General features: G+C 48.7%; 16 protein-coding genes. 8 read left to right on the top strand and 8 right to left on the bottom strand.

The annotated features are described in order from the left end of the window. The first annotated feature begins 151 nt into the window (after positions 1 to 151). Positions 152 to 3325: a protein translocase subunit SecDF gene (secDF, locus tag ICL07_RS16185; protein WP_188089066.1), complete on the top strand. Its 3174-nt coding sequence runs from the start codon at positions 152 to 154 to the stop codon at positions 3323 to 3325. A 163-nt stretch (positions 3326 to 3488) separates the two neighbouring features. Here secDF and ICL07_RS16180 read toward each other — a convergent pair whose 3' ends face one another. From ICL07_RS16180 to nusB, 5 genes are all read right to left on the bottom strand, one after another. Continuing rightward, entirely contained in the window at positions 3489 to 3800 is a 312-nt protein-coding gene (locus tag ICL07_RS16180) for a HesB/IscA family protein (RefSeq protein WP_188089065.1), read from the bottom strand. Positions 3801 to 3872: 72 nt separating this feature from the next. Next, a complete protein-coding gene (gene coaE, locus ICL07_RS16175) occupies positions 3873 to 4472 on the bottom strand; it encodes a dephospho-CoA kinase (protein WP_188089064.1) in 600 nt (199 codons plus the stop codon). A gap of 92 nt (positions 4473 to 4564) precedes the next feature. Continuing rightward, entirely contained in the window at positions 4565 to 4912 is a 348-nt protein-coding gene (gene yajC, locus ICL07_RS16170; protein ID WP_246485080.1) for a preprotein translocase subunit YajC, read from the bottom strand. A gap of 35 nt (positions 4913 to 4947) precedes the next feature. Beyond that, positions 4948 to 5400 carry a DUF1573 domain-containing protein gene (locus tag ICL07_RS16165; protein ID WP_188089063.1) on the bottom strand — a complete coding sequence of 151 codons (453 nt, stop codon included), beginning with the start codon at positions 5398 to 5400 and terminating at the stop codon, positions 4948 to 4950. 38 nt (positions 5401 to 5438) lie between these two features. Then, positions 5439 to 6368: a transcription antitermination factor NusB gene (gene nusB, locus ICL07_RS16160; protein ID WP_188089062.1), complete on the bottom strand. Its 930-nt coding sequence runs from the start codon at positions 6366 to 6368 to the stop codon at positions 5439 to 5441. 324 nt (positions 6369 to 6692) lie between these two features. On the opposite strand from nusB, the gene ICL07_RS16155 reads away from it, so the two are divergent. From ICL07_RS16155 to ICL07_RS16130, 6 genes are all read left to right on the top strand, one after another. Beyond that, a complete protein-coding gene (locus ICL07_RS16155; protein WP_078667864.1) occupies positions 6693 to 6974 on the top strand; it encodes a co-chaperone GroES in 282 nt (93 codons plus the stop codon). Between the two features lie 55 nt (positions 6975 to 7029). Further along, the gene (gene groL / locus ICL07_RS16150) at positions 7030 to 8667 is read left to right on the top strand and encodes a chaperonin GroEL (protein WP_188089061.1); all 1638 of its coding nucleotides are present in this window, start codon (positions 7030 to 7032) and stop codon (positions 8665 to 8667) included. Positions 8668 to 8789: 122 nt separating this feature from the next. Then, positions 8790 to 9275, top strand: coding sequence for an FKBP-type peptidyl-prolyl cis-trans isomerase (locus ICL07_RS16145; RefSeq protein WP_188089060.1), 486 nt, complete (start codon positions 8790 to 8792; stop codon positions 9273 to 9275). 35 nt (positions 9276 to 9310) lie between these two features. Further along, a complete protein-coding gene (locus ICL07_RS16140; RefSeq protein ID WP_188089059.1) occupies positions 9311 to 9787 on the top strand; it encodes an FKBP-type peptidyl-prolyl cis-trans isomerase in 477 nt (158 codons plus the stop codon). A gap of 121 nt (positions 9788 to 9908) precedes the next feature. Further along, positions 9909 to 11336 (top strand): L-serine ammonia-lyase, encoded by a 1428-nt coding sequence (locus ICL07_RS16135; protein ID WP_188089058.1) that lies wholly within the window; start codon positions 9909 to 9911, stop codon positions 11334 to 11336. 111 nt (positions 11337 to 11447) lie between these two features. Then, on the top strand, positions 11448 to 14252 hold the full coding sequence (locus ICL07_RS16130) for a TolB-like translocation protein (RefSeq protein WP_188089057.1): 2805 nt from the start codon (positions 11448 to 11450) through the stop codon (positions 14250 to 14252). A gap of 156 nt (positions 14253 to 14408) precedes the next feature. Here the strand turns inward: ICL07_RS16130 and ICL07_RS16125 are convergent, their stop codons facing one another. The 3 genes from ICL07_RS16125 to ICL07_RS16115 form a co-directional block, all read right to left on the bottom strand. Beyond that, complete coding sequence (locus ICL07_RS16125) at positions 14409 to 14894, bottom strand: hypothetical protein (RefSeq protein WP_188089056.1); 486 nt, start codon at positions 14892 to 14894, stop codon at positions 14409 to 14411. A 58-nt stretch (positions 14895 to 14952) separates the two neighbouring features. Then, positions 14953 to 17598, bottom strand: a complete 2646-nt coding sequence (locus tag ICL07_RS16120; protein WP_188089055.1) for a valine--tRNA ligase — start codon at positions 17596 to 17598, stop codon at positions 14953 to 14955. Positions 17599 to 17798: 200 nt separating this feature from the next. Continuing rightward, positions 17799 to 18818 (bottom strand): threonine aldolase family protein, encoded by a 1020-nt coding sequence (locus ICL07_RS16115; protein ID WP_188089054.1) that lies wholly within the window; start codon positions 18816 to 18818, stop codon positions 17799 to 17801. Positions 18819 to 19147: 329 nt separating this feature from the next. On the opposite strand from ICL07_RS16115, the gene ICL07_RS16110 reads away from it, so the two are divergent. Continuing rightward, positions 19148 to 20005: a sigma-70 family RNA polymerase sigma factor gene (locus ICL07_RS16110; protein ID WP_012793808.1), complete on the top strand. Its 858-nt coding sequence runs from the start codon at positions 19148 to 19150 to the stop codon at positions 20003 to 20005. Positions 20006 to 20032 lie beyond the last annotated feature (27 nt).

Raw genomic sequence — 20032 nt, 5'->3', positions numbered from 1 at the left:
CGCGGATTTAGAAAAAATAGATGTCACTAAGCCTTTAAAGTCAATCGTATATTGATTTTCCTCCTCTTTTAACAAGGGCTTTAATATATCAATTTAAATTCTATCTTTGCAACTCTTAAAATTTTTTTATTATAAACCCGAAACAAACAACATGCAACTAAAAGGACTGGTAAGATTTTTTGCCATCGCACTGATCCTTATCTCTTTGTATCAACTGTCCTTCACGTTTTTGGTGCGGAACTATGAGAAGAAGATAGAGCGGCAGGCTGAGACCGATGTGGCCAAGCAATTCCCTACACCTGAACAGAAATATCCCGGTAGTAAAGAACTGCAGGGCTTCTATTCTGACACGCTGAAAGGATTCACCAAAACAAGAAGACAAGAGATCGTGGACAGTACCAGCGGTAAACAGATTGCCGGGTTCCCATGGTACGTTACCTACACCAAGGCCAAAGAAAAAGAACTGAATCTGGGCCTGGATCTCGTAGGTGGTATGAACGTGGTACTGGAAGTAAGTGTGGAAGATGTTATCCGCGCCCTCTCCGGTCAATCCAAGGACCCTGCATTTAACAAAGCGCTGGATCTGGCTGAAGAACGCAAAAAGACCAATCAGGCCGATTTTGTTACACTGTTCGGGCAGACATACGCTGAAGTTGCTCCCCAGGGCCGTCTGGCGACTATCTTTGCCAACGCGTACCAGAAAGACATCAACTTCAACTCCTCCAACCAGCAGGTGTTGGACATGATCCGCAAGGAATCTCATGCAGCCATCAAAAACACCTATATCGTACTGCAAAAACGTATCGATAAATTCGGGGTGGCACAGCCAAACATCAGCCTCGATGAAAATAAAGGTCTGATCTCTGTGGAACTGGCCGGTGTGGACAATGCTGAACGCGTACGTAAATACCTGCAGGCTACTGCTAACCTGGAATTCCGCGAAGTTTACAAAAACAGCCCTGAATTCTTCCAGAATGTGCTGAACCCGATGAATGAAGCCATCAGGACTGCACAGGGCGGCGCTGCTGCTAAACCGGCTGCCACCGACACTACCCAGGCTACTGCCGCTGCTGCAAACGCTAACCCGGCTGATACCAGCAAGGAAGGTAAACTGAGCGACTACCTGGCTAAAAAAGATACCGGTAAAACCGTAAAAGACAGCACTAAATCATCCCAGGAACAAATGTTCGCTGAACAACGGAAACAAAACCCGCTGTTCGCTATCATGATCCCCATGATCGACCCGCAGTCCGGCTCCCTGGTTCCCAGCCCGTCTATCGGCCGTATCCTGCCTAAAGATACCGCCACTTTCCGCCAATACCTCCGCATGCCGGCTGTACAGGCTATCCTGCCTAAAGACGCGGTATTTGCGTTCGGCCCGGAAAATAAAGACGATAAACATGGCCTCATGGCTATCTACGTGCTGAAAGTAAACCCGGCTAATCCTTCTCCCCGCGTTGGCGGCGAAAGGATCGTGGATGCCCGTCAGGACGTTGGTCCGGACAACCAGCCGGAAATCAGCATGACTATGGACAACGTAGGTGCCCATGAATGGAAAAAACTGACCGGTGAACTGTCTCCCGCCAACCCGAAAGATCCTTCTACCCTGAACTTCGTAGCGATCGTTCTCGATAATATCGTTTACTCTGCTCCGTCTATCCAGGGCGAAATCGCAGGCGGCCGCTCTTCTATCTCCGGTAGCTTTACCATGGAAGAAGCCAATGACCTGGCCAATATCCTGAAATCCGGTAAAATGCCCGCTCCGGCCCGCATTGTACAGGAACAAATCGTAGGACCCACCCTCGGCGCTGAATCAATTGCCGCCGGTGCCAAATCCTTCATGATCTCCTTCGCCATCATCTTCGTTTTGATGCTGGTATATTATAATAGCGCCGGCTGGGTGGCTAACATCGCCCTGGTGCTCAACCTGCTGTTTACCTTCGGTATCCTGGCCTCCCTCGGAGCTACGCTTACTATGGCTGGTATCGCAGGTCTGGTACTCACCATCGGTATGGCGGTGGATACCAACGTAATTATCTTCGAAAGGATCAAGGATGAACTCACGCATGGCAGAAGCTACCCTGACGCGATCTCCCACGGTTACAAACGCTCTTATGCACCTGTACTCGATGGTCACGTTACCTCCCTGCTCACCGCGTTTATCCTGTTCTACTTCGGTCTGGGCCCGGTACTCGGCTTTGCTACCACCCAAATCATCGGTCTGCTCCTGTCCCTGTTCTGCGGTATCCTCGTATCCCGGATGATCACCGACTGGTGGACTAACAAGAAAAGACACTTCGAATACTTTACGCCGATCTCCAGGAAAGTATTTAAACACGCCGCCTTCGACTTCGTAGGTAAACGTAAATATGCTTACATCATCTCCATCATCGTTGCGATCGGTGGTATCACTTCCTTCTTCCATGGCTTCGACCACGGTATCGATTTCTCCGGTGGCCGTAGTTTCACGGTTCGTTTCGAAAAACCAACCAACAGACAGGAAGTAGCTAACGTACTGAAGAAGGAATTTGATGGCGAAGTATTTGTAAAAACCATTGGTAATACCAACCAGCTGAGCATCACGACTGCTTATAAAATTGAGCAGCAAAGCCTGGCGGTTGACCAGGAAGTAATGGCTAAGCTGTACCACGGCCTGAAACCATACTACGAAGCCTCCGTTACACCGGAAGTGTTCAACACCCGCTATGTGATCGGTTCACAAACGGTATCACCTACCATCTCCGACGACTTGCGCGCCGGTGCGGTAAAAGCAACCGTGTTGTCCATCCTCGTAATCTTCGTATACATCCTGATCCGCTTCAGCAAATGGCAGTACTCTATCGGTACTATCTTCTCGCTGCTGCACGACGTATTACTGACCCTGGCTGTGTTCTCCTGGTTTAAGGATATCGTTCCTTTCACCCTGGAAATCGACCAGCACTTTATCGCCGCTATCCTCACCGTGATCGGCTTCTCCATGAACGATACCGTAATCGTATTCGACCGTATCCGTGAATACTTTAAAACCGGCGAACATGGCAGAGACAGGGATACTGTGATCAACAAAGCGATCAACGATACCCTGAGCCGTACTATCATGACGTCTCTCACGGTATTCCTGACCATCCTGGTACTGTTCATCTTCGGTGGTGAAGTAACCCGCGGTTTCGCCTTCGCTATGCTGATCGGCGTTATCACCGGTACTTACTCTTCCATCTTCGTGGCTGCACCGGTACTGGTAGACTTCGACAAGAAAAACCAGCTGTCCAACGAAAGCGACGCGATTGCTGTTGCTGAAAAGAAACCAACGCCCGCTACCAAATAAGTAAGTGATAGCTGAAAAATATGTTTGACAAAAAAAGCCTGCTATGTAAATAGCAGGCTTTTTTATTGGAACCAGGTCATCATCCCGGATTTAATATAGTATCATTCCTAAACGAATGGATGCTTCATCCTCAGGAAATTGAACGACATCTTAGCCCAGGGCTTCAGCCCTGGAGGGATGTTGGTTTATTAAACACAAACCCCCGTGTATCGCCCTGGTCCTGGTAATCTACTTCCAGGCCTACCAGATACATACCATGTGCTTTTTTGATGATCACGGGAACACCGCCAATATCAAACAGGTCATCATCTTCCTGACGGGCATCAAAACCCAGCATGTACGCCATGCCGGAACATCCGCCGCCTTTTACGCCTATACGCAGAAAGGGTGCTTCCACGTCGCCTTGCAGCAGCTGTTTTAATACGGCTGTGGCGTTGTCGGTCAGTTGCAGGGGGGCAGTAAAGCTGTTGGTCATGGGTACGCTGTTTTTCGCAAAGTTAAAGAAAAACAGGCAGCGGCAGGAGAGGTGGTATACGCCAGGTAACCTTTACCGGGCAGCACCGGCGAGCTGCAGCAGTTCCTGGTGCAGGGCCAGTACCTGCGGTATCACCAGCTGCTGTTCATCGTTCTGTATAACGTAGTCGCATAAACGCATTTTGATCTTTTCGTCGATCTGTTTATGCATACGGGCCAGTACTTCTTCACGGGTAACGTTATCCCGTTTCATCACCCGTAACATGCGCAGGGGCTGAGGGGCATATACGCCGATGATTTTGTCGAGGTAGTGGAAGGATTCGGATTCAAACAGCAGGGCAGCTTCTTTCAGCACATAGGGAGTGGTTTGCTGACTGGCCCAGAGGTTGGAATCGCGGATGGTGGCAGGATGCACCAGGGAGTTGAGCAGTGCCAGTTTGTCCTTGTCGTTGAATACTATGTTGCCCAGGTATTTACGGTTCAGGGCGCCGTTGGCATCGTAAGTGGCTGCTCCAAAATGCTGCCGTACGGCAGCAGCCAGCTCGGGGTCTCTGACAAGGATATCTTTGGCACGTTCGTCTGCGTAATACACAGGAACGCCCAGCAGTTCAAATATCTTGCTGACAGTGCTTTTGCCGGAACCGATACCGCCGGTGATACCTACCTTTAACATAAATCCAGATGGTTGAATCAATAATGTAAACTAAGGATAAAAAAAATCCCGGACGTAATGGCCGGGATTTTTTATCGTATTTTTCAGGATGCTTATTTGGTCTCGGCCGGTTTCTGCTGTTGAGCGGAAGTGTATTCCATGCTGATAGCAGAGCGTTCGATTGTAAAGGCGGTACCAGGACTAACCTCTATGATCAGGGTGTTGTTGTCGTTTATTTTTTTCACTTTACCGTGGATGCCGGCAATGGTCACGATTTTATCGCCTTCTCTCAGGTTGTCAATGAATTGTTTCTGTTGTTTGGCTTTTTTAGTTTGTGGACGGATCATAAAGAGCCACATGATCAGGATCATACCGCCGAAAAACAGGATAGAAACCATTGGGCTACCGCCTTGTGCACCACCTTGTGCCGGTCCCATCAGTAAAATGTTCATGATGTTCATCTAAATTGATTTAAAAAGTTTGCCTAATACAGCGCTTATTTTGTAATGATATTACACTGGATTTTAGGGCCTACCTGATAACCACCTCCCCGGTTGGTTTTGATGGATATTTCCTTTTCGGTATAGCCGGATTTCCCATGACTGTCGAATATTACCTTCATAAAGCCGGATTCTCCGGGTTTAATCGGTTGTTTGGGCCATTCAGGAACAGTACATCCACAGCTGGAGATGGCATCCTCAATTACCAGTGGGCTGCTGCCGGTATTGGTAAATTTAAAGGAATATTCCACCTTTTCACCCTGGGCGATGTCCCCAAAGTTATGCACCTTTTCTTCAAAATTAAGATCAGATGCTTTGCCGGACTCAGCAGTAGTGCCGGAAGCGGCAGATTGACCGGCGGAAGCGGCATTGTCCTGTGCCGGCTTGTTATTGTTACAGGCAGCCATCAAAAAGGCGCCACAGGTAAGGAGACAGAGCAGTGTTTTCATAAAAAGTGTTGTTTTTGCTTAAAAATACTGCTTTCCACTTACTTTTTCGGACGGTCCTGTTTTTGTACCAGCGACTCTTTTTCAAGGTCTTTCAGGATGTTATCCAGGATACCGTTGATGAACTGACCACTTTGCGGCGTGCTGTACGCTTTGGCCAGGTCAATATATTCGTTGATGGTCACCTTCGTGGGAATAGTCGGGAAATACAGGAACTCGCAAACGCCCATTTCCATCAGTAACATGTCTACCGCCGCAATACGCTCCGGGTCCCAGTTCTGTAATTTAGGCTTGATCAGCTCCAGGCAGTATTCCTTTTTGTCGATCACCGTCAGCAGCAGTTCCCTTGCATAATCCAGTTTTTCCTTGCTGATCAGTTGCAGAAAGTTGAACAAATGCGGCTTGTTGAAATAGTTGCCCAGCAGAATGCTCATCATTTCCTCATCATCACTCCAGTGAAGGAAGTTGTCTTCCATGTGCTGGATAAACAGTTCATTTTTGGAGAGGATCTCTTTATAAATATATTCCAGGATCTCTTTTTCACCGGCTTTAGAGCGACTCTCGTCTGCAATATAAGCTTTGTACGTGTCGGAAGAGGCCAGTATATTATAAAGCTTTCTAATCAGGTCGGTATCTGTCAGCTGGCGCATTTTCCACTGTTCCAGATTTACCTGAAAGCCTTTGTCATTGGTTATTTGGTAAATGAATTCATTCCCTGCGATCTTGGTGTTCACCGCCAGGTCCTCGGCAGAGGGTAAATGTTTGGAAGCACGCGTCTGAGCATCGGTTTCTGCATATTGCGCCACCTGTACCACTGAATAAAGTAAGTAGGTAAAGATCTGGCAGGTCTGATCCAGCTTCTCATTCAGAAGTCTGGTAGCCGTGCCCGGCTTAATAGTGCTTTGCTCCATCGTTTCCAGGGCGTAAAGTGTTTGCATTACTTTTACCCGGATATTTCTTCTACTGATCATCGTATAAAAAAGAACTGGTATAAGGGCGCAAAACTAGACAAAAATTTGGATATTTGATCATTTGGGCATTTGATCATTGACTGATAAAAGGACCTGTCTGAAACAAAGGGATTCTCGCTATAAAAACAAATAATAAAATATCTAAATATCTAAATTCAAAAATGGTTTCCTGCCATTTTTTCCTGTGGGCTGTCATGATTTGTCAGTGATAAAGGCCTGCATTGCATTTACAATCTGCAATTTTGACCATAAAATTGCCTTGGCATAATTCTCGTGGCAAGGAGCAATCACCAATCAAACTACTTTCTTTAAATAAAAACTACTATGGCTAAGAAATTAAGTATTAAACCATTAGCTGACAGGATCATCGTAAAACCTGCAGCCGCTGAAGAGAAAACCGCAGGTGGTATCATCATCCCGGATACTGCAAAGGAAAAACCCGTTAAAGGTACCGTGGTAGCCGCCGGTCCTGGTAAAAAAGACGAGCCGGTGACTGTAAAAGTAGGTGATACCGTATTGTATGGCAAATACTCCGGTCAGGAACTGCCTATCGACGGTGAAGACTACCTGATCATGAGAGAATCTGATATCCTCGCTATCGTTTAATGACAAGCTGGATTGTGTATTTTAAAAACTAATCTTTTAAATATCGTTAGAGTATATGGCAAAACAATTATTCTTCAATATAGACGCACGCAACAGAATGAAAAAGGGTGTTGATACCCTGGCTGATGCAGTAAAAGTAACCCTCGGTCCTAAAGGACGTAACGTAGTTATCGAAAAGAAATTCGGCGCTCCCGGCGTAACAAAGGACGGTGTTACCGTTGCGAAGGAAATTGAACTGGAAGACGCTATCGAAAACATGGGCGCTCAGATGGTGAAGGAAGTTGCTTCCAAAACCGCTGACCTGGCCGGCGACGGTACTACCACTGCAACCGTACTGGCTCAGGCTATTATCGGCGAAGGCCTGAAAAACGTGGCTGCCGGTGCTAACCCAATGGACCTGAAACGCGGTATCGACAAAGCTGTTAAAGCAATCGTTGAAAACCTGAAGAAACAATCCGAAAAAGTTGGTAACGACAACAAAAAAATCGAACAGGTTGCTTCTATCTCCGCTAATAACGACTCCGAAATCGGTAAACTCATCGCTGAAGCAATGAAAAAAGTGACCAAAGACGGCGTTATCACTGTGGAAGAAGCAAAAGGTACCGACACTACTGTGGAAGTAGTAGAAGGTATGCAGTTCGACCGCGGTTACCTGTCTCCTTACTTCATCACCAACAGCGAAAAAATGCAGGCTGAACTGCAGAATCCCTACATCCTGATCTACGATAAAAAGATCAGCACTATGAAGGATATCCTGCACATCCTGGAAAAAGTAGCACAGCAAGGCGCTCCGCTGGTAATCATCTCCGAAGATCTGGAAGGTGAAGCACTGGCTACCCTCGTGGTAAACAAACTGCGCGGTACCCTGAAAGTGGCTGCTGTAAAAGCTCCTGGCTTCGGCGACAGAAGAAAAGACATGCTGCAGGACATCGCTACCCTCACCGGTGGTATCGTTATCAGCGAAGAACAAGGCTACAAACTGGAAAATGCCGACCTCACCTACCTGGGTAAGGCTGAGTCCGTAACCATCGATAAAGACAATACTACTGTTGTAGGTGGTAAAGGTCAGAAAAAAGACATCCAGGCCCGCATCGGTCAAATCAAAGCACAAATCGAAGTAACTACTTCCGATTACGACCGCGAAAAACTGCAGGAACGCCTGGCTAAACTGAGCGGCGGTGTTGCTGTACTGTACGTAGGTGCTGCTACCGAAGTGGAAATGAAAGAGAAAAAAGACCGCGTAGACGACGCCCTGCACGCTACCCGCGCTGCTGTTGAAGAAGGTATCGTTCCTGGTGGTGGTGTGGCTTACATCCGCGCTATCGAAGCCCTGGAAAAACTGAAAGGCGATAACAACGACGAACAAACCGGTATCGCGATCATCAGACGCGCTGTTGAAGAACCGCTGCGCCAAATCACTGCTAACGCTGGTATCGAAGGTTCCATCGTAGTACAGAAAGTGAAAGAAGGTAAAGGTGACTTCGGTTTCAACGCCCGCACTGAAGTATATGAAAAAATGCTGGCTGCCGGTGTTATCGACCCAACTAAAGTTAGCCGTATCGCACTCGAAAACGCTGCTTCCATCGCTGGTATGCTGCTGACTACCGAATGCGTGATCGCTGACAAACCAGAACCTAAATCCGCAGCTCCTGCTATGCCAGGTGGCGGCCACGGTATGGGCATGGACTACTAATCAGTCTCCTTACAATAAAAAGAAACTCCTGCAGACATTTCTGCGGGAGTTTTTTTTATCTTGTAACTTTCCCGCTGGTACGGCGTTATACTGATACCCCGGTAAATTTTAATTAACACTGAATGAAGTTATTGCTGAAAATAGCCCTGGCCTGTTTGCCTGTATTGTTATTGCTCTCCTGCTCCAAAAAAGCAGACGACATGCAGGCTATGGACTCTATGGCGGTAGTAGATACCCGTATCCAAAAATATCTCTTTGCCCATAACGAAATCGCTGTACGCGACCCCTCAGGCCTGTACTACCGGATACTAACCCCCGGTGATAGTACCCATTTTGCCAAAGCTGCCTCCGTTGTCACGGTTGACTATATCAATCAACTCATAGATGGTACCATCGTAGACGCCTCCTTCGATGTTACCAACTTTAATAACCGGGAACTGAAAAATCATATCCCCGGATGGCAAATCGGACTGTCAAAAATTTCCAAAGGTGGTAAAATCCGCCTGTACATCCCGCCATACCTCGCCTTCGGGTCCATTGGCGTACCGAATATCATTCCACCCAACGCCATCCTCATCTCTGATGTAAAATTGGTGGATATCAAATAACTTTTTGTATAATTATATAATCCAATATCAACGGAATGAAGAAAGTTTTTCTACTGGGAGGAATAGCGCTGGCACTGCTGGCTGCCTGCTCCAAAAAAGACAACACGCCGGCTTACGATGCTATTGCACAATTCGATAAAGATAGCGCCATCATTGTCAACTATCTGAAAACGAACAATATCACGGCTTCTCACGATCCCCGCAGCATCTTTTACCAGATCATTGACAGCGGCGATGTGGCCAATAAACCAACGGTTACCAGCAACGTAACTGTAAAATACCTGGGTACCTTCCTCGATGGAAAAACCTTCGATAGCAACGATAGCATCAAATTCGATCTCAATCGCGTGATCGGCGGATGGCAAATCGGTATTCCCCTGATCGGGAAAGGCGGCCGCATCAAACTGTTCCTGCCATCTTACTATGCCTACGGCCCGGGAGGCTCAGGCTCTATCCCGCCGAATACTGTACTGCTGTTCGACGTGACACTGAAAGATCTTGTTAAAAAATAATATTCCGGGGCTGACGAAAGTCAGCCCTTATCATTTCCACCCCGTTCTGCCAAAAAATAACAAAATCCTTGAATAGCGGAATGCTTAAATGGCCTATTTTTACAGGTAAATCAATAATGTAGTGGCACACGAATGTATTTCCGTTTTTGACATTTTTAAGATTGGCATAGGTCCGTCCAGCTCCCATACTTTAGGCCCCTGGAGAGCCGCCCAGCGCTTTCTCCATGAACTGGAAGTGGCCGGCAAACTGTCAGCCGTAACCGGCTTGCAGGTATTGCTCTACGGCTCCCTCGCTAAAACCGGCCATGGCCACGGTACTGACATCGCCGTACTGCTGGGACTCTGTGGCGATGACCCCGTTACTTTCGACGTCAATAAAATCAATAGTAAAATAGATGACCTGCGCCGCACCCGTAAAATGATGCTGGCCGGTAAATATGAAATCGATTTTGATCCGGTGGAAGATATCGAATTCCTCTTTGAAGAATCCCTGCCTTTCCACCCCAATGCCCTCGTATTCCTCGTAACTTTCGCCGACGGCGATAAACGTGCAGCGACCTATTATTCTATCGGTGGCGGCTTCGTGGTACAGGAAGGCGAAATGGGCGGCGGCACCACCGCGGTAGACCTGCCTTTCCCTATCGATACGGCCCGTCAACTGCTACAGTGGTGTATTAAAACAGGTTTCAGCATCTCCGAACTGGTCATGGAAAATGAACTGGCCTGGAGACCGGAAACAGAAACCCGCGCCGGCGTACTCAATATCTGGCGCGTAATGCAGGAATGTACCTACCGCGGATGCCATACTACCGGTGAACTGCCCGGTGGACTGAAAGTAGCCCGCCGTGCAGCCGCTCTCAATAAAAAACTGCTGAAAGGCCGCACCTATACTGATTATAGTTCCTGGATAGACGCGATCCGCGCCGGTGGCGAACATTTCAGCTATACGCTCGACTGGGTGAGCTGTTTCGCCCTGGCGGTGAATGAAGAAAATGCTTCTTTCGGCCGCGTGGTAACGGCTCCCACCAACGGCGCCGCGGGCGTTATCCCGGCGGTACTGCAATACTACATCGCTTTCTGCGATGGACTGCACGACGATAAAATCATGCAGTTCCTGCTGACGGCCTCCGAAATAGGCAGCATCTTTAAAAAACGTTCCACCATCTCCGCTGCCATGGGCGGATGCCAGGCGGAAATAGGTGTTTCCTCGGCCATGGCTGCTGCGGCACTCACGGAATGCCTCGGCGGCTCTCAACGCCAGGTGCTGATGGCGGCTGAAATAGCCATGGAACACCACCTCGGCCTTACCTGCGATCCTATCGGCGGACTGGTGCAAATCCCCTGCATAGAAAGAAATACAATGGGCGCCATCAAAGCTATCACGGCTTCCCAGCTGGCCCTCCAAAGTAATCCCGAACTGGCCAAAGTATCCCTCGACGCAGTGGTGAAAACCATGTGGGACACTGCCCTGGATATGAACTCCAAATACAAGGAAACCTCCGATGGTGGCCTTGCTGTCAACATCCCGATCAGTCTTAGCGAATGCTAATATAAAGTACGGAAACAGCGGTACAGCGCACAGGATTTAAATATGTTTATATTAAGAAAGAAACATATTTTCGTCCTGCGCTCAGTACCGCAATCGTAATCCGTATTTTTTATGCGTCACTACTTCTGGCTCCTGTTATTATTGTCAACTTCCGCCGCCGCCCAGCAATTCGGGGGCAACCCTCCTTCTCTGAAATGGCAACAAATCAACACTGATACGGTGCGCGTTATTTTCCCGAAAGGAATGAGCGCGCAAGGTGAGCGTGTAGCCAATATCGTTACCTGGCTGAATAAAAATACCCGTTCCTCTATCGGTCCGCTGGAACGGAAAGTCGATATCGTACTGCAAAACCAAACCATGCAGTCCAACGGCTATGTACAGCTCGGGCCCTTCCGCTCCGAGTTCTACCTGGCGCCGTCTCCGTCTTCGCAGGACCTCGGTTCCCTGAACTGGACAGAACAACTGGCTCTCCACGAATACCGCCACGTACTGCAAAATATGAACTTCCGCCAGGGACTGTCCAAAGTGTTCTCCATACTCGGCGGACAACTGGGCCAGGCTGCCGCTACCAATATCGCAGTGCCTAACTGGTTCTGGGAAGGCGATGCCGTTATCAATGAAACGGCTTTCAGTCCGCAGGGGAGGGGCCGCCTGCCCGCCTTCTTCGATGGTTTCAGGGCACTGTCGCTGGAGGGTAAACGGTACGACTATATGAAAATCCGCAACGGTTCCTACCGCGATTTCATTCCCGACCACTACCCGCTGGGATACCTGCTTTCCACCTACGGCCGCAACCATTATGGTAACGATTTCTGGAAAGAGGTTACCAGCGACGCGGTGCGCTACCGGGGCCTTTTTTACCCCTTCTCCCATAGCCTGAAAAAACGGACAGGCAAAAATATCACCGCCTTCTACCAGGCTATGCTGGAAGAATACCAGCCACAGTGGAACAGCTATGCTGCCCGTCCGGATACTACGCCGGCTGTACCGCTGACTGCTTCCGGCCGCACCGTTACCAACTATAAATATGTATACGCTGCCGGTCCGGGCGAATGGATCGTGCTTAAAGACGCCTACAATAAAGTGCCAGGTATCTATCGCCTCCACAGCGATGGCAGGGAACAGCTCCTCGTTAGGCCGGGCATCGTTTATAATGATTTCTTCAGTTACCGCAATCAACGCATCGTATGGGCTGCCGCCCGCTTCGATACCCGCTGGGGTTGGAAAAACTATTCCGTTATCAGGGTGCATGATAACAGCAACGGCCGTACGAAAACGGTATCTGCCCGGGGCAAATTTTTCTCTCCGGATATCAGCGCCGACGGCCAACGGGTGATAGCGGCCGCTATTACACCGGATATGCAGTATAGCCTTCAGCTCATCAATGTTAATACCGGTGCGGTTGATAAAGTGTTGCCTAACCCACATAACTGGTATTATACCTTCCCCCGTTTTTTGGGAGATGATAAAGCTGTTATCAGCGCGGTCCGTAACCAACAGGGAGAGATGGCACTCGTGCAGCAGTCGCTGGAAACGGGAGAAACCAACCAACTCACCCCTTTTAGTTTTGTAGTACTGGGCGTACCAGCCGTACAAGGCGATACTGTTTATTTCACCGCTTCTACCCGCGATGTAAATAACGTATATGCACTGACGTTGTCTGATCACAAAACCTACGAAGTCACCGACCGGGGCAACAGTGCTTTGCACATGGCCGCTGCGCCGCAGCAGGATAGCCTCGTATTCAGTGAGTTTACCACTACCGGGTACCGCCTCTACCGCGCTCCGCTGAAAACGGCCTGGAAGGAAACGGCGGTAGCACAGTCACAGCACAGCAAATGGTTGCAGCCGGCTGCAAAAGAAGGAACCAATATCCTCGACGCCGTGCCACACGATTCACTCCCGGTAAAGCGGTACGCGCTCTTTACCCGTCCGTTTAATTTCCATAGCTGGGTACCTTCTTTTAATGATCCCAACTACAGCATCTCCCTGCTGGGAGAAAACATTCTCAATACCACCAACACATCTATCGGATATACCTATAACCGGAACGAAGGATACTCCGATGTCAGCGCCAGTTTTACCTTTGGCGGTTGGTTCCCTTACCTGAATACCGGGGTGGATTATATCTTCAACCGTAATACCCTGACCTCCAACCTGGGGCGTATCTACTGGAATGAGTTGACCTGGCACGGCGGCCTGTCTGTGCCGCTGAACCTTTCCTCCGGCTTATTCAGCCGCAGCCTGGTGATCGGTAGTGATTACAATCTCCTGCACCGCTACCCGCAAGGGAATTTCAAATTCAGGAGCAACGACCTGCAATACCTGAGCAACCGGCTGGTATTCAGTAACATGCGTATCAAAGCCAAACAAAACATCTACAGCCACTTTGGTCAGTATATAGCCTTGTATTACAACCACTCTATGGGCAATCCGTTTGCGGAACAGTTCTATGGCCGTATCGATCAATACCTGCCAGGTTTCTCCCGGAATCATAATATCGTGCTACAGGGGGCTTACCAGCAGCGCGACCGCGACTTTAACTATACGTTCACCGATAACTTCGTATATGCAAGAGGGTATAACACCCCTTTCTACGACCGGGTGTACAAGGTAGGAGCCAACTATCACCTGCCGTTAGCCTATCCGGACTGGGGGTTTGCACAGATCCTCTATTTCAGCCGCGTACGCGGTAATCTGTTCTATGATTACAGTATGGCCCGGGATTTTGTCAACAAACGGGACAACCGCTATACTTCCGCCGGAGCGGAGCTTTTCCTGGATACCCGCATCGGTAATACACTGCCATTTACCTGTGGGGTACGGTTCAGCCACCTGTTTGATAAAGATCCGATAGACAATGCGCAGAACCGGGTGGACTTTATTCTGCCATTACAGCAGTTGTTTAACTATTAAGCGATTTTCTGATTTTCACGTTTCATATAAGCAAGTAAAATGGGAAAGACCTAAGCAATTGATCGCTTAGGTCTTTCCCATTTTGTGATTCGATAGCCTGAATCGCTTATGTCATCAAACGAAATCAAAAAATCCATAAATCAAAAAATCCATAAATCATTTCACCTCAATCCGCAAGGAAGGCGCCCTATATAACTTATCCGGTGCATACTCGATGAGAATATCGTCAAAATATAATACATCCCCTGTTTGCAGGTCCTGTTTTAAGCGGGCGTTCCAGAGTGCAGGGAGACGGTTGGTCTTAAAGTTATCACCGGTGTAATCCTTATAAACAGCGGGCATGCCGGTAGTATCGTTGAGGTAAGGTTGGTGTTGTTCGTAGGTGAAAGCAAAAGAGATCACCGTATAGAGGTGATTTTTTTCGTCGCGGACTACCAGTGCGGAATCCAGCAGTTTTGCCACCTGGCTTTTAGGAAGGGTGTCACTGAGGAAAAGTCCCCAGCTGCTGCGCAATTTTGCAGGCCGTTTATTGGTAACCGGCGTCGCTTTGGTGGCAGGTGCAGGCTTTTTCCCGGCTTGCGCCCAGGTAGCCATGTTGACCATTAACAACAGGAAAATGAATGCGGACAGGTGTTTCAGCATGATAGTGATAGGATAAAAAAAATCGCCCGGTATACTAACGACCGGGCGATTGCAAAAATTATAAAGATTTCAAACTTTCCGTTATCACCTGGATTTTTGCTTCGGCATCCGCTTTTTTGCGTCTTTCTGCCTCAACAATTTCCGGTTTGGCATTCTGTACGAAACGTTCGTTGGACAGCTGCTTTTCTATCCTGGCGAGGAAGCCCTGTTGGTATTCCAGGTCTTTAAGCAGGGATTCTTTTTGTGCAGTAGTGTCCAGTACGGTTTCTGTACCCAGGTAGAATTTATCTTTCTGAACTACGAGGGTAATACAACCGGGAACGGCTTCCTGTACATAATGTACGGATTTGGCATTTACCTGTTTGGCAATGGTGTCTTCAATCTGTTGGAAGGCATTCCCGTGTTTGGTTTCGATATGCAGTACAATCTGTTCTTTCGGTTTGATCTGGTTTTTCACGCGGGCGTCGCGGATACCGGTGATCACTTCCTGTGCCAGTACGCCTTCCAGCAGGGTAGCTTGTACCGGTGCGGCAGGGGTGGTGAATTGTTTCATCATCAGCGCATCGGCTTCTTCCCTTGTTTTCAGCTGTTGGTATATCTCTTCGGTGATGAATGGCATATACGGGTGCAGCAGCTGCATCAGTTGTTCGAAGAAAGAAACGGTTTGTGCATATACGGCAGCGGAGATAGGTTGTTCAAAACCGGGTTTCACCCATTCGAGGTACCAGCTGCAGAAATCGTCCCAGATGAGGCTATAGATAGCTTTCAGGCCTTCGCTGAGGCGGAAATCGCGGTGCAGCGCAGCTACTTCGGCCTGTACCTGGTTCAGGCGGCTCTGGAACCAGCGGATGGGGAAGAGGCTGGCAGCATCGGTATTATCGGCGGCCTGACGGGATTCCCACATTTTCACCAGTTTCAGGGCGTTCCACATCTTATTGTTGAAGTTGCGGCCCTGGTCACAGCTGGAAGTATCGAACAGCAGGTCGTTACCGGCAGGAGAGCTGATCATTACGCCAAAACGTACGGCGTCAGCGCCATAGCTGTGAATGAGCTCCAGCAGGTCGGGTGAGTTACCCAGTTGTTTACTCATCTTACGGCCTTCCTTGTCTCTCACCATGCCGGTGAAGTATACGTCGCTGAAAGGTTTTTGTCCGTTGAATTCCAGACCGGCCATGATCATACGGGCCACCCAGAAGAAGATGATATCCTGACCGGTTACCAGTACGGAACCGGGGTAGTAGTATTTATAGTCTGCGTTGTCCGGGCTGGAAATTCCATTAAATACTTCCATGGGCCAGAGCCAGGAAGAGAACCAGGTATCCAGGCAGTCTTCGTCCTGTTTCAGATCAGCGGCGGCCACGGTGATGCCTTTTTGGGCAAACTGGGCTACGGCTTCTGCAGCAGTGGCGGCTACTTCGAAAGTGCCGTCAGGAGCGTACCAGGCAGGAATCTGCTGTCCCCACCACAGTTGGCGGGAGATACACCAGTCCTTCACGTTTTCCATCCAGTATTTGTAGGTAGCCAGGAAACGGTCGCCGGGATGTATTTTCACATCACCGTCTACCACTGCGTCCAGCGCGGGTTTGGCGATATCAGCCATTTTCACGAACCACTGGGTGGAAATACGGGGCTCTACTACCGTGGTAGGGTTACGTTGACTGTAGCCCAGGCGGGTAGTATAAGCTTCCTGTTTTACCAGCTGGCCGGCTTCTTCGAGGGCGGCTACTGTTTTCTTACGGGCCACGAACCGGTCTTCACCCACGAATACTACGGCGGCGGCGCTCAGCGTACCGTCTTCATTCAGGGTGTCGATGATTTCCAGGTTGTGTTTCAGGCCCAGGTTATAGTCATTGATATCGTGTGCTGGCGTCACTTTCAGGGCGCCGGTACCGAATTCCTTGTCTACGTAGGTATCGAAGATGATGGGCACAGGGCGGTTTACCAGCGGAACGATGGCAAAATGTCCTTTCAGGTGCGCATATCTTTCGTCTTCCGGGTTCACACAGATGGCGGTATCGCCCATGATAGTTTCCGGGCGTTGGGTCGCGATGGTGATGAATTCGCCGGTAGGTTTGCCGGCTGCATCTGTGATCGCGTATTTCACATGATACAGGTAACCGCTGACGTCTTTGTATTCCACTTCCTCATCGCTCAAAGCTGTTTTGGCTTTGGGGTCCCAGTTGATCATACGGGCGCCGCGATAGATCAGGCCTTTATTATACAGTTCCACGAACACTTTGATCACCGCTTTATAATAGTGGTCGTCCATGGTAAAGGTAACCCTGTCCCAGTCGCAGGAGCAGCCGAGTTTTTTGATCTGCTGGTAGATGATACCACCATATTTATCTTTCCATTCAAAGGCGTGTTTCAGAAATTCTTCACGGGTGAGTTGAGATTTTTCGATGCCTTTTTCCCGTTTCAGCATGTCTACCACTTTGGCTTCGGTAGCAATGGAGGCGTGGTCGGAACCGGGTACCCAGCAGGCATTGAAGCCGCTCATACGGGCGCGGCGCACCAGTATGTCCTGGACGGTTTCGTTGAGCGTATGGCCAAGATGCAAGACCCCGGTGACGTTCGGCGGGGGGATCACTACAGTAAAGGGCTGGCGGCTATCCGGCGTAGAGCGGAAATAACCTTTGTCCATCCAGTGTTGGTACCATTTTTCATCAACCGTTGCAGGCAGGTAATTTTTCGAGAGTTCCATGCTATTCATAATATAAGTCTGCAAAAATAACGGAGATTGACCAGAGAAGGAAATAATGCGGACAGAATATTAATGGCCCTGTAATGACTGTTTCCCGGTATAGGCTGCGGTATGGTTGCACCAACGGTTTTTGTACGAAAAAAAAGTGCATCCGGGGATGCACCTTTTGGGAGAGATAAACGTCTTTATATAGGAGGACCTTACATTGTTTCAGCAATCACCTGACAGGTTTTTGCCACCATGTCAGGCGTAATGTCCAGGTGTACCACCATTCTCACCTGGGTAGGGGAGATGGCCATGACGAGGATACCTTCCTTGCGGAAATGATCGGTCAGTTTTTTAGGTGTCCATTCGCCGCCGGTCACTTCAAAGATGAGGATATTGGTTTCCACCGGCAGCATATGACCGATGAACGTTTTTTCCAGCAGGGCCTGTGCAATTTGTTTGGCGTGTTGATGGTCTTCTTCCAGGCGCTGGATATTGTTTTCCATGGCATAGATGCCGGTAGCCGCCATATAGCCGGCCTGGCGTAAGCCGCCGCCCAGTCTTTTACGGATGCGGCGGGCTTCTTTGATAAAGGCGGCGCTGCCGAGGAGTACAGAACCCATAGGGCAGCCCATACCTTTGTTGAGGCATACGGAAATGCTGTCGAATACCTGGCCATAGTCTTTTGGATCTTGTCCGGTAGCCACGATGGCGTTGAAAAGGCGGGCGCCGTCCAGGTGCAGCGCCAGTTTATGTTGGCGGCAAACCTCTTGGATACGGAGTACTTCTTCCCAGTCGTAACAGCAGCCGCCGCCACGGTTGGAGGTATTTTCCAGGCATACCAGGCTGGTGCGGGGTTTATGTACATCGTCGGGGTTAATGGCAGCTACTATCCGGGCTGCGGTGATCATACCGCGGTCGCCTTCGATAGCTTGTACCTGGGCATAGGAGTTGGTAGCGATGCCGCCGCCTTCATAAATATACACATGGGCCAGGTTGCTGCAAACCACTTCGTCCCCCGGCAACGTATGTACTTTGATGCCGATCTGATTACTCATGGTGCCGGAAGGGCAGTAAAGGGCTGCCTCTTTGCCAAAGTAGTCTGCCATCATGGCTTCCAGTTTATTAATGCTGGGGTCTTCACCAAAAACGTCGTCCCCGGTTTCGGCCTGTAACATGGCCTGTAACATGCCAGGGGTGGGGCGTGTAAAAGTATCGCTGCGAAAGTCTATCATATGATTGAAAAATTTGCAATGACTTTGACTATAAATTAGTTAAGATGCTAATTTAATAATGATTATTTATCAATTGTTAAAATTTGCATAAAGCGTGTGGTAACAAGGACTAAAGCACTATAAAATATCGTTATTAAACTGTACTTTGTTATAGCGAAGACGTCAGAAAGAAGGATTTGGTAGAGTGGTGGGTTAGCACGATCTTTGCAGGCTAAATAAAAACAAACGAATAAAAGTGCTGGAAATTTTGTAAGTTAATTAAATAAAAAATTCAAACAAAATATTTCTTCCGCTGTTATTCTTATTTATAAACCAATACAATTTTTCATATGAGGCAACTTAAAATTGCCACCCAGATCACCAATCGTGATTCGCAGGCGGTAGAAAAGTACCTGCAGGAAATCTCGAAGATCCCTTTGTTAACACCTGAGGAGGAGACCGTTTTGGCGCAGCGCATAAAAATGGGCGATCAGAAGGCTCTTGAAAGATTGACTACAGGAAACTTACGTTTCGTGGTTTCTGTTGCCAAGCAGTATCAGCACCAGGGGCTTAGCCTCAGCGACCTTATCAATGAAGGTAATTTAGGCCTGATCAAAGCAGCGCAACGTTTCGATGAAACGAAAGGTTTCAAATTCATCTCTTATGCAGTATGGTGGATTCGCCAATCCATCCTGCAGGCATTGGCCGAACAAGGTCGTCTTGTTCGTCTGCCACAAAACAAAATTGGCACCTATAATAAAGCGAACAAAGCTTACATGGCATTTGAACAGGAAAACGAGCGTGAACCTTCTACCGAGGAACTCGCAGAAATCCTGGAAATGTCTGAATCGGAAATTAACAACATTTTCCAGAGCAACACCCGCCATATGTCACTGGACGCACCAGTACATGAAGCTGAAGACGTAGCTATGGGAGACCTGCTGGAAGGTGGAGATATTACCGACGATGACGTGATGAGAGATTCCCTCCGCGAGGAAATACGCCGGGTATTAAAATCCCTGAGCCCCCGCGAAGCGGAAATTGTGAATGCCTATTTCGGTCTGGATGGTGAAAACGGCGCAACAATCGAACAAATCGGACAGAAGTACGATTTGACCAAAGAAAGAATCAGGCAAATTAAGGAACGCGCTATCAAAAGGCTCCAGAAAGCCCGTTATAGCGGCGCCCTGAAATCCTACCTGGGATAATATTCCGATTTTCCGATTTTCGATTTC

The organism is Chitinophaga qingshengii (genome assembly GCF_014529935.1).
In the GTDB taxonomy this organism is placed as follows: domain Bacteria; phylum Bacteroidota; class Bacteroidia; order Chitinophagales; family Chitinophagaceae; genus Chitinophaga; species Chitinophaga qingshengii.
This window is presented reverse-complemented; position numbering and strand designations above follow the sequence as displayed.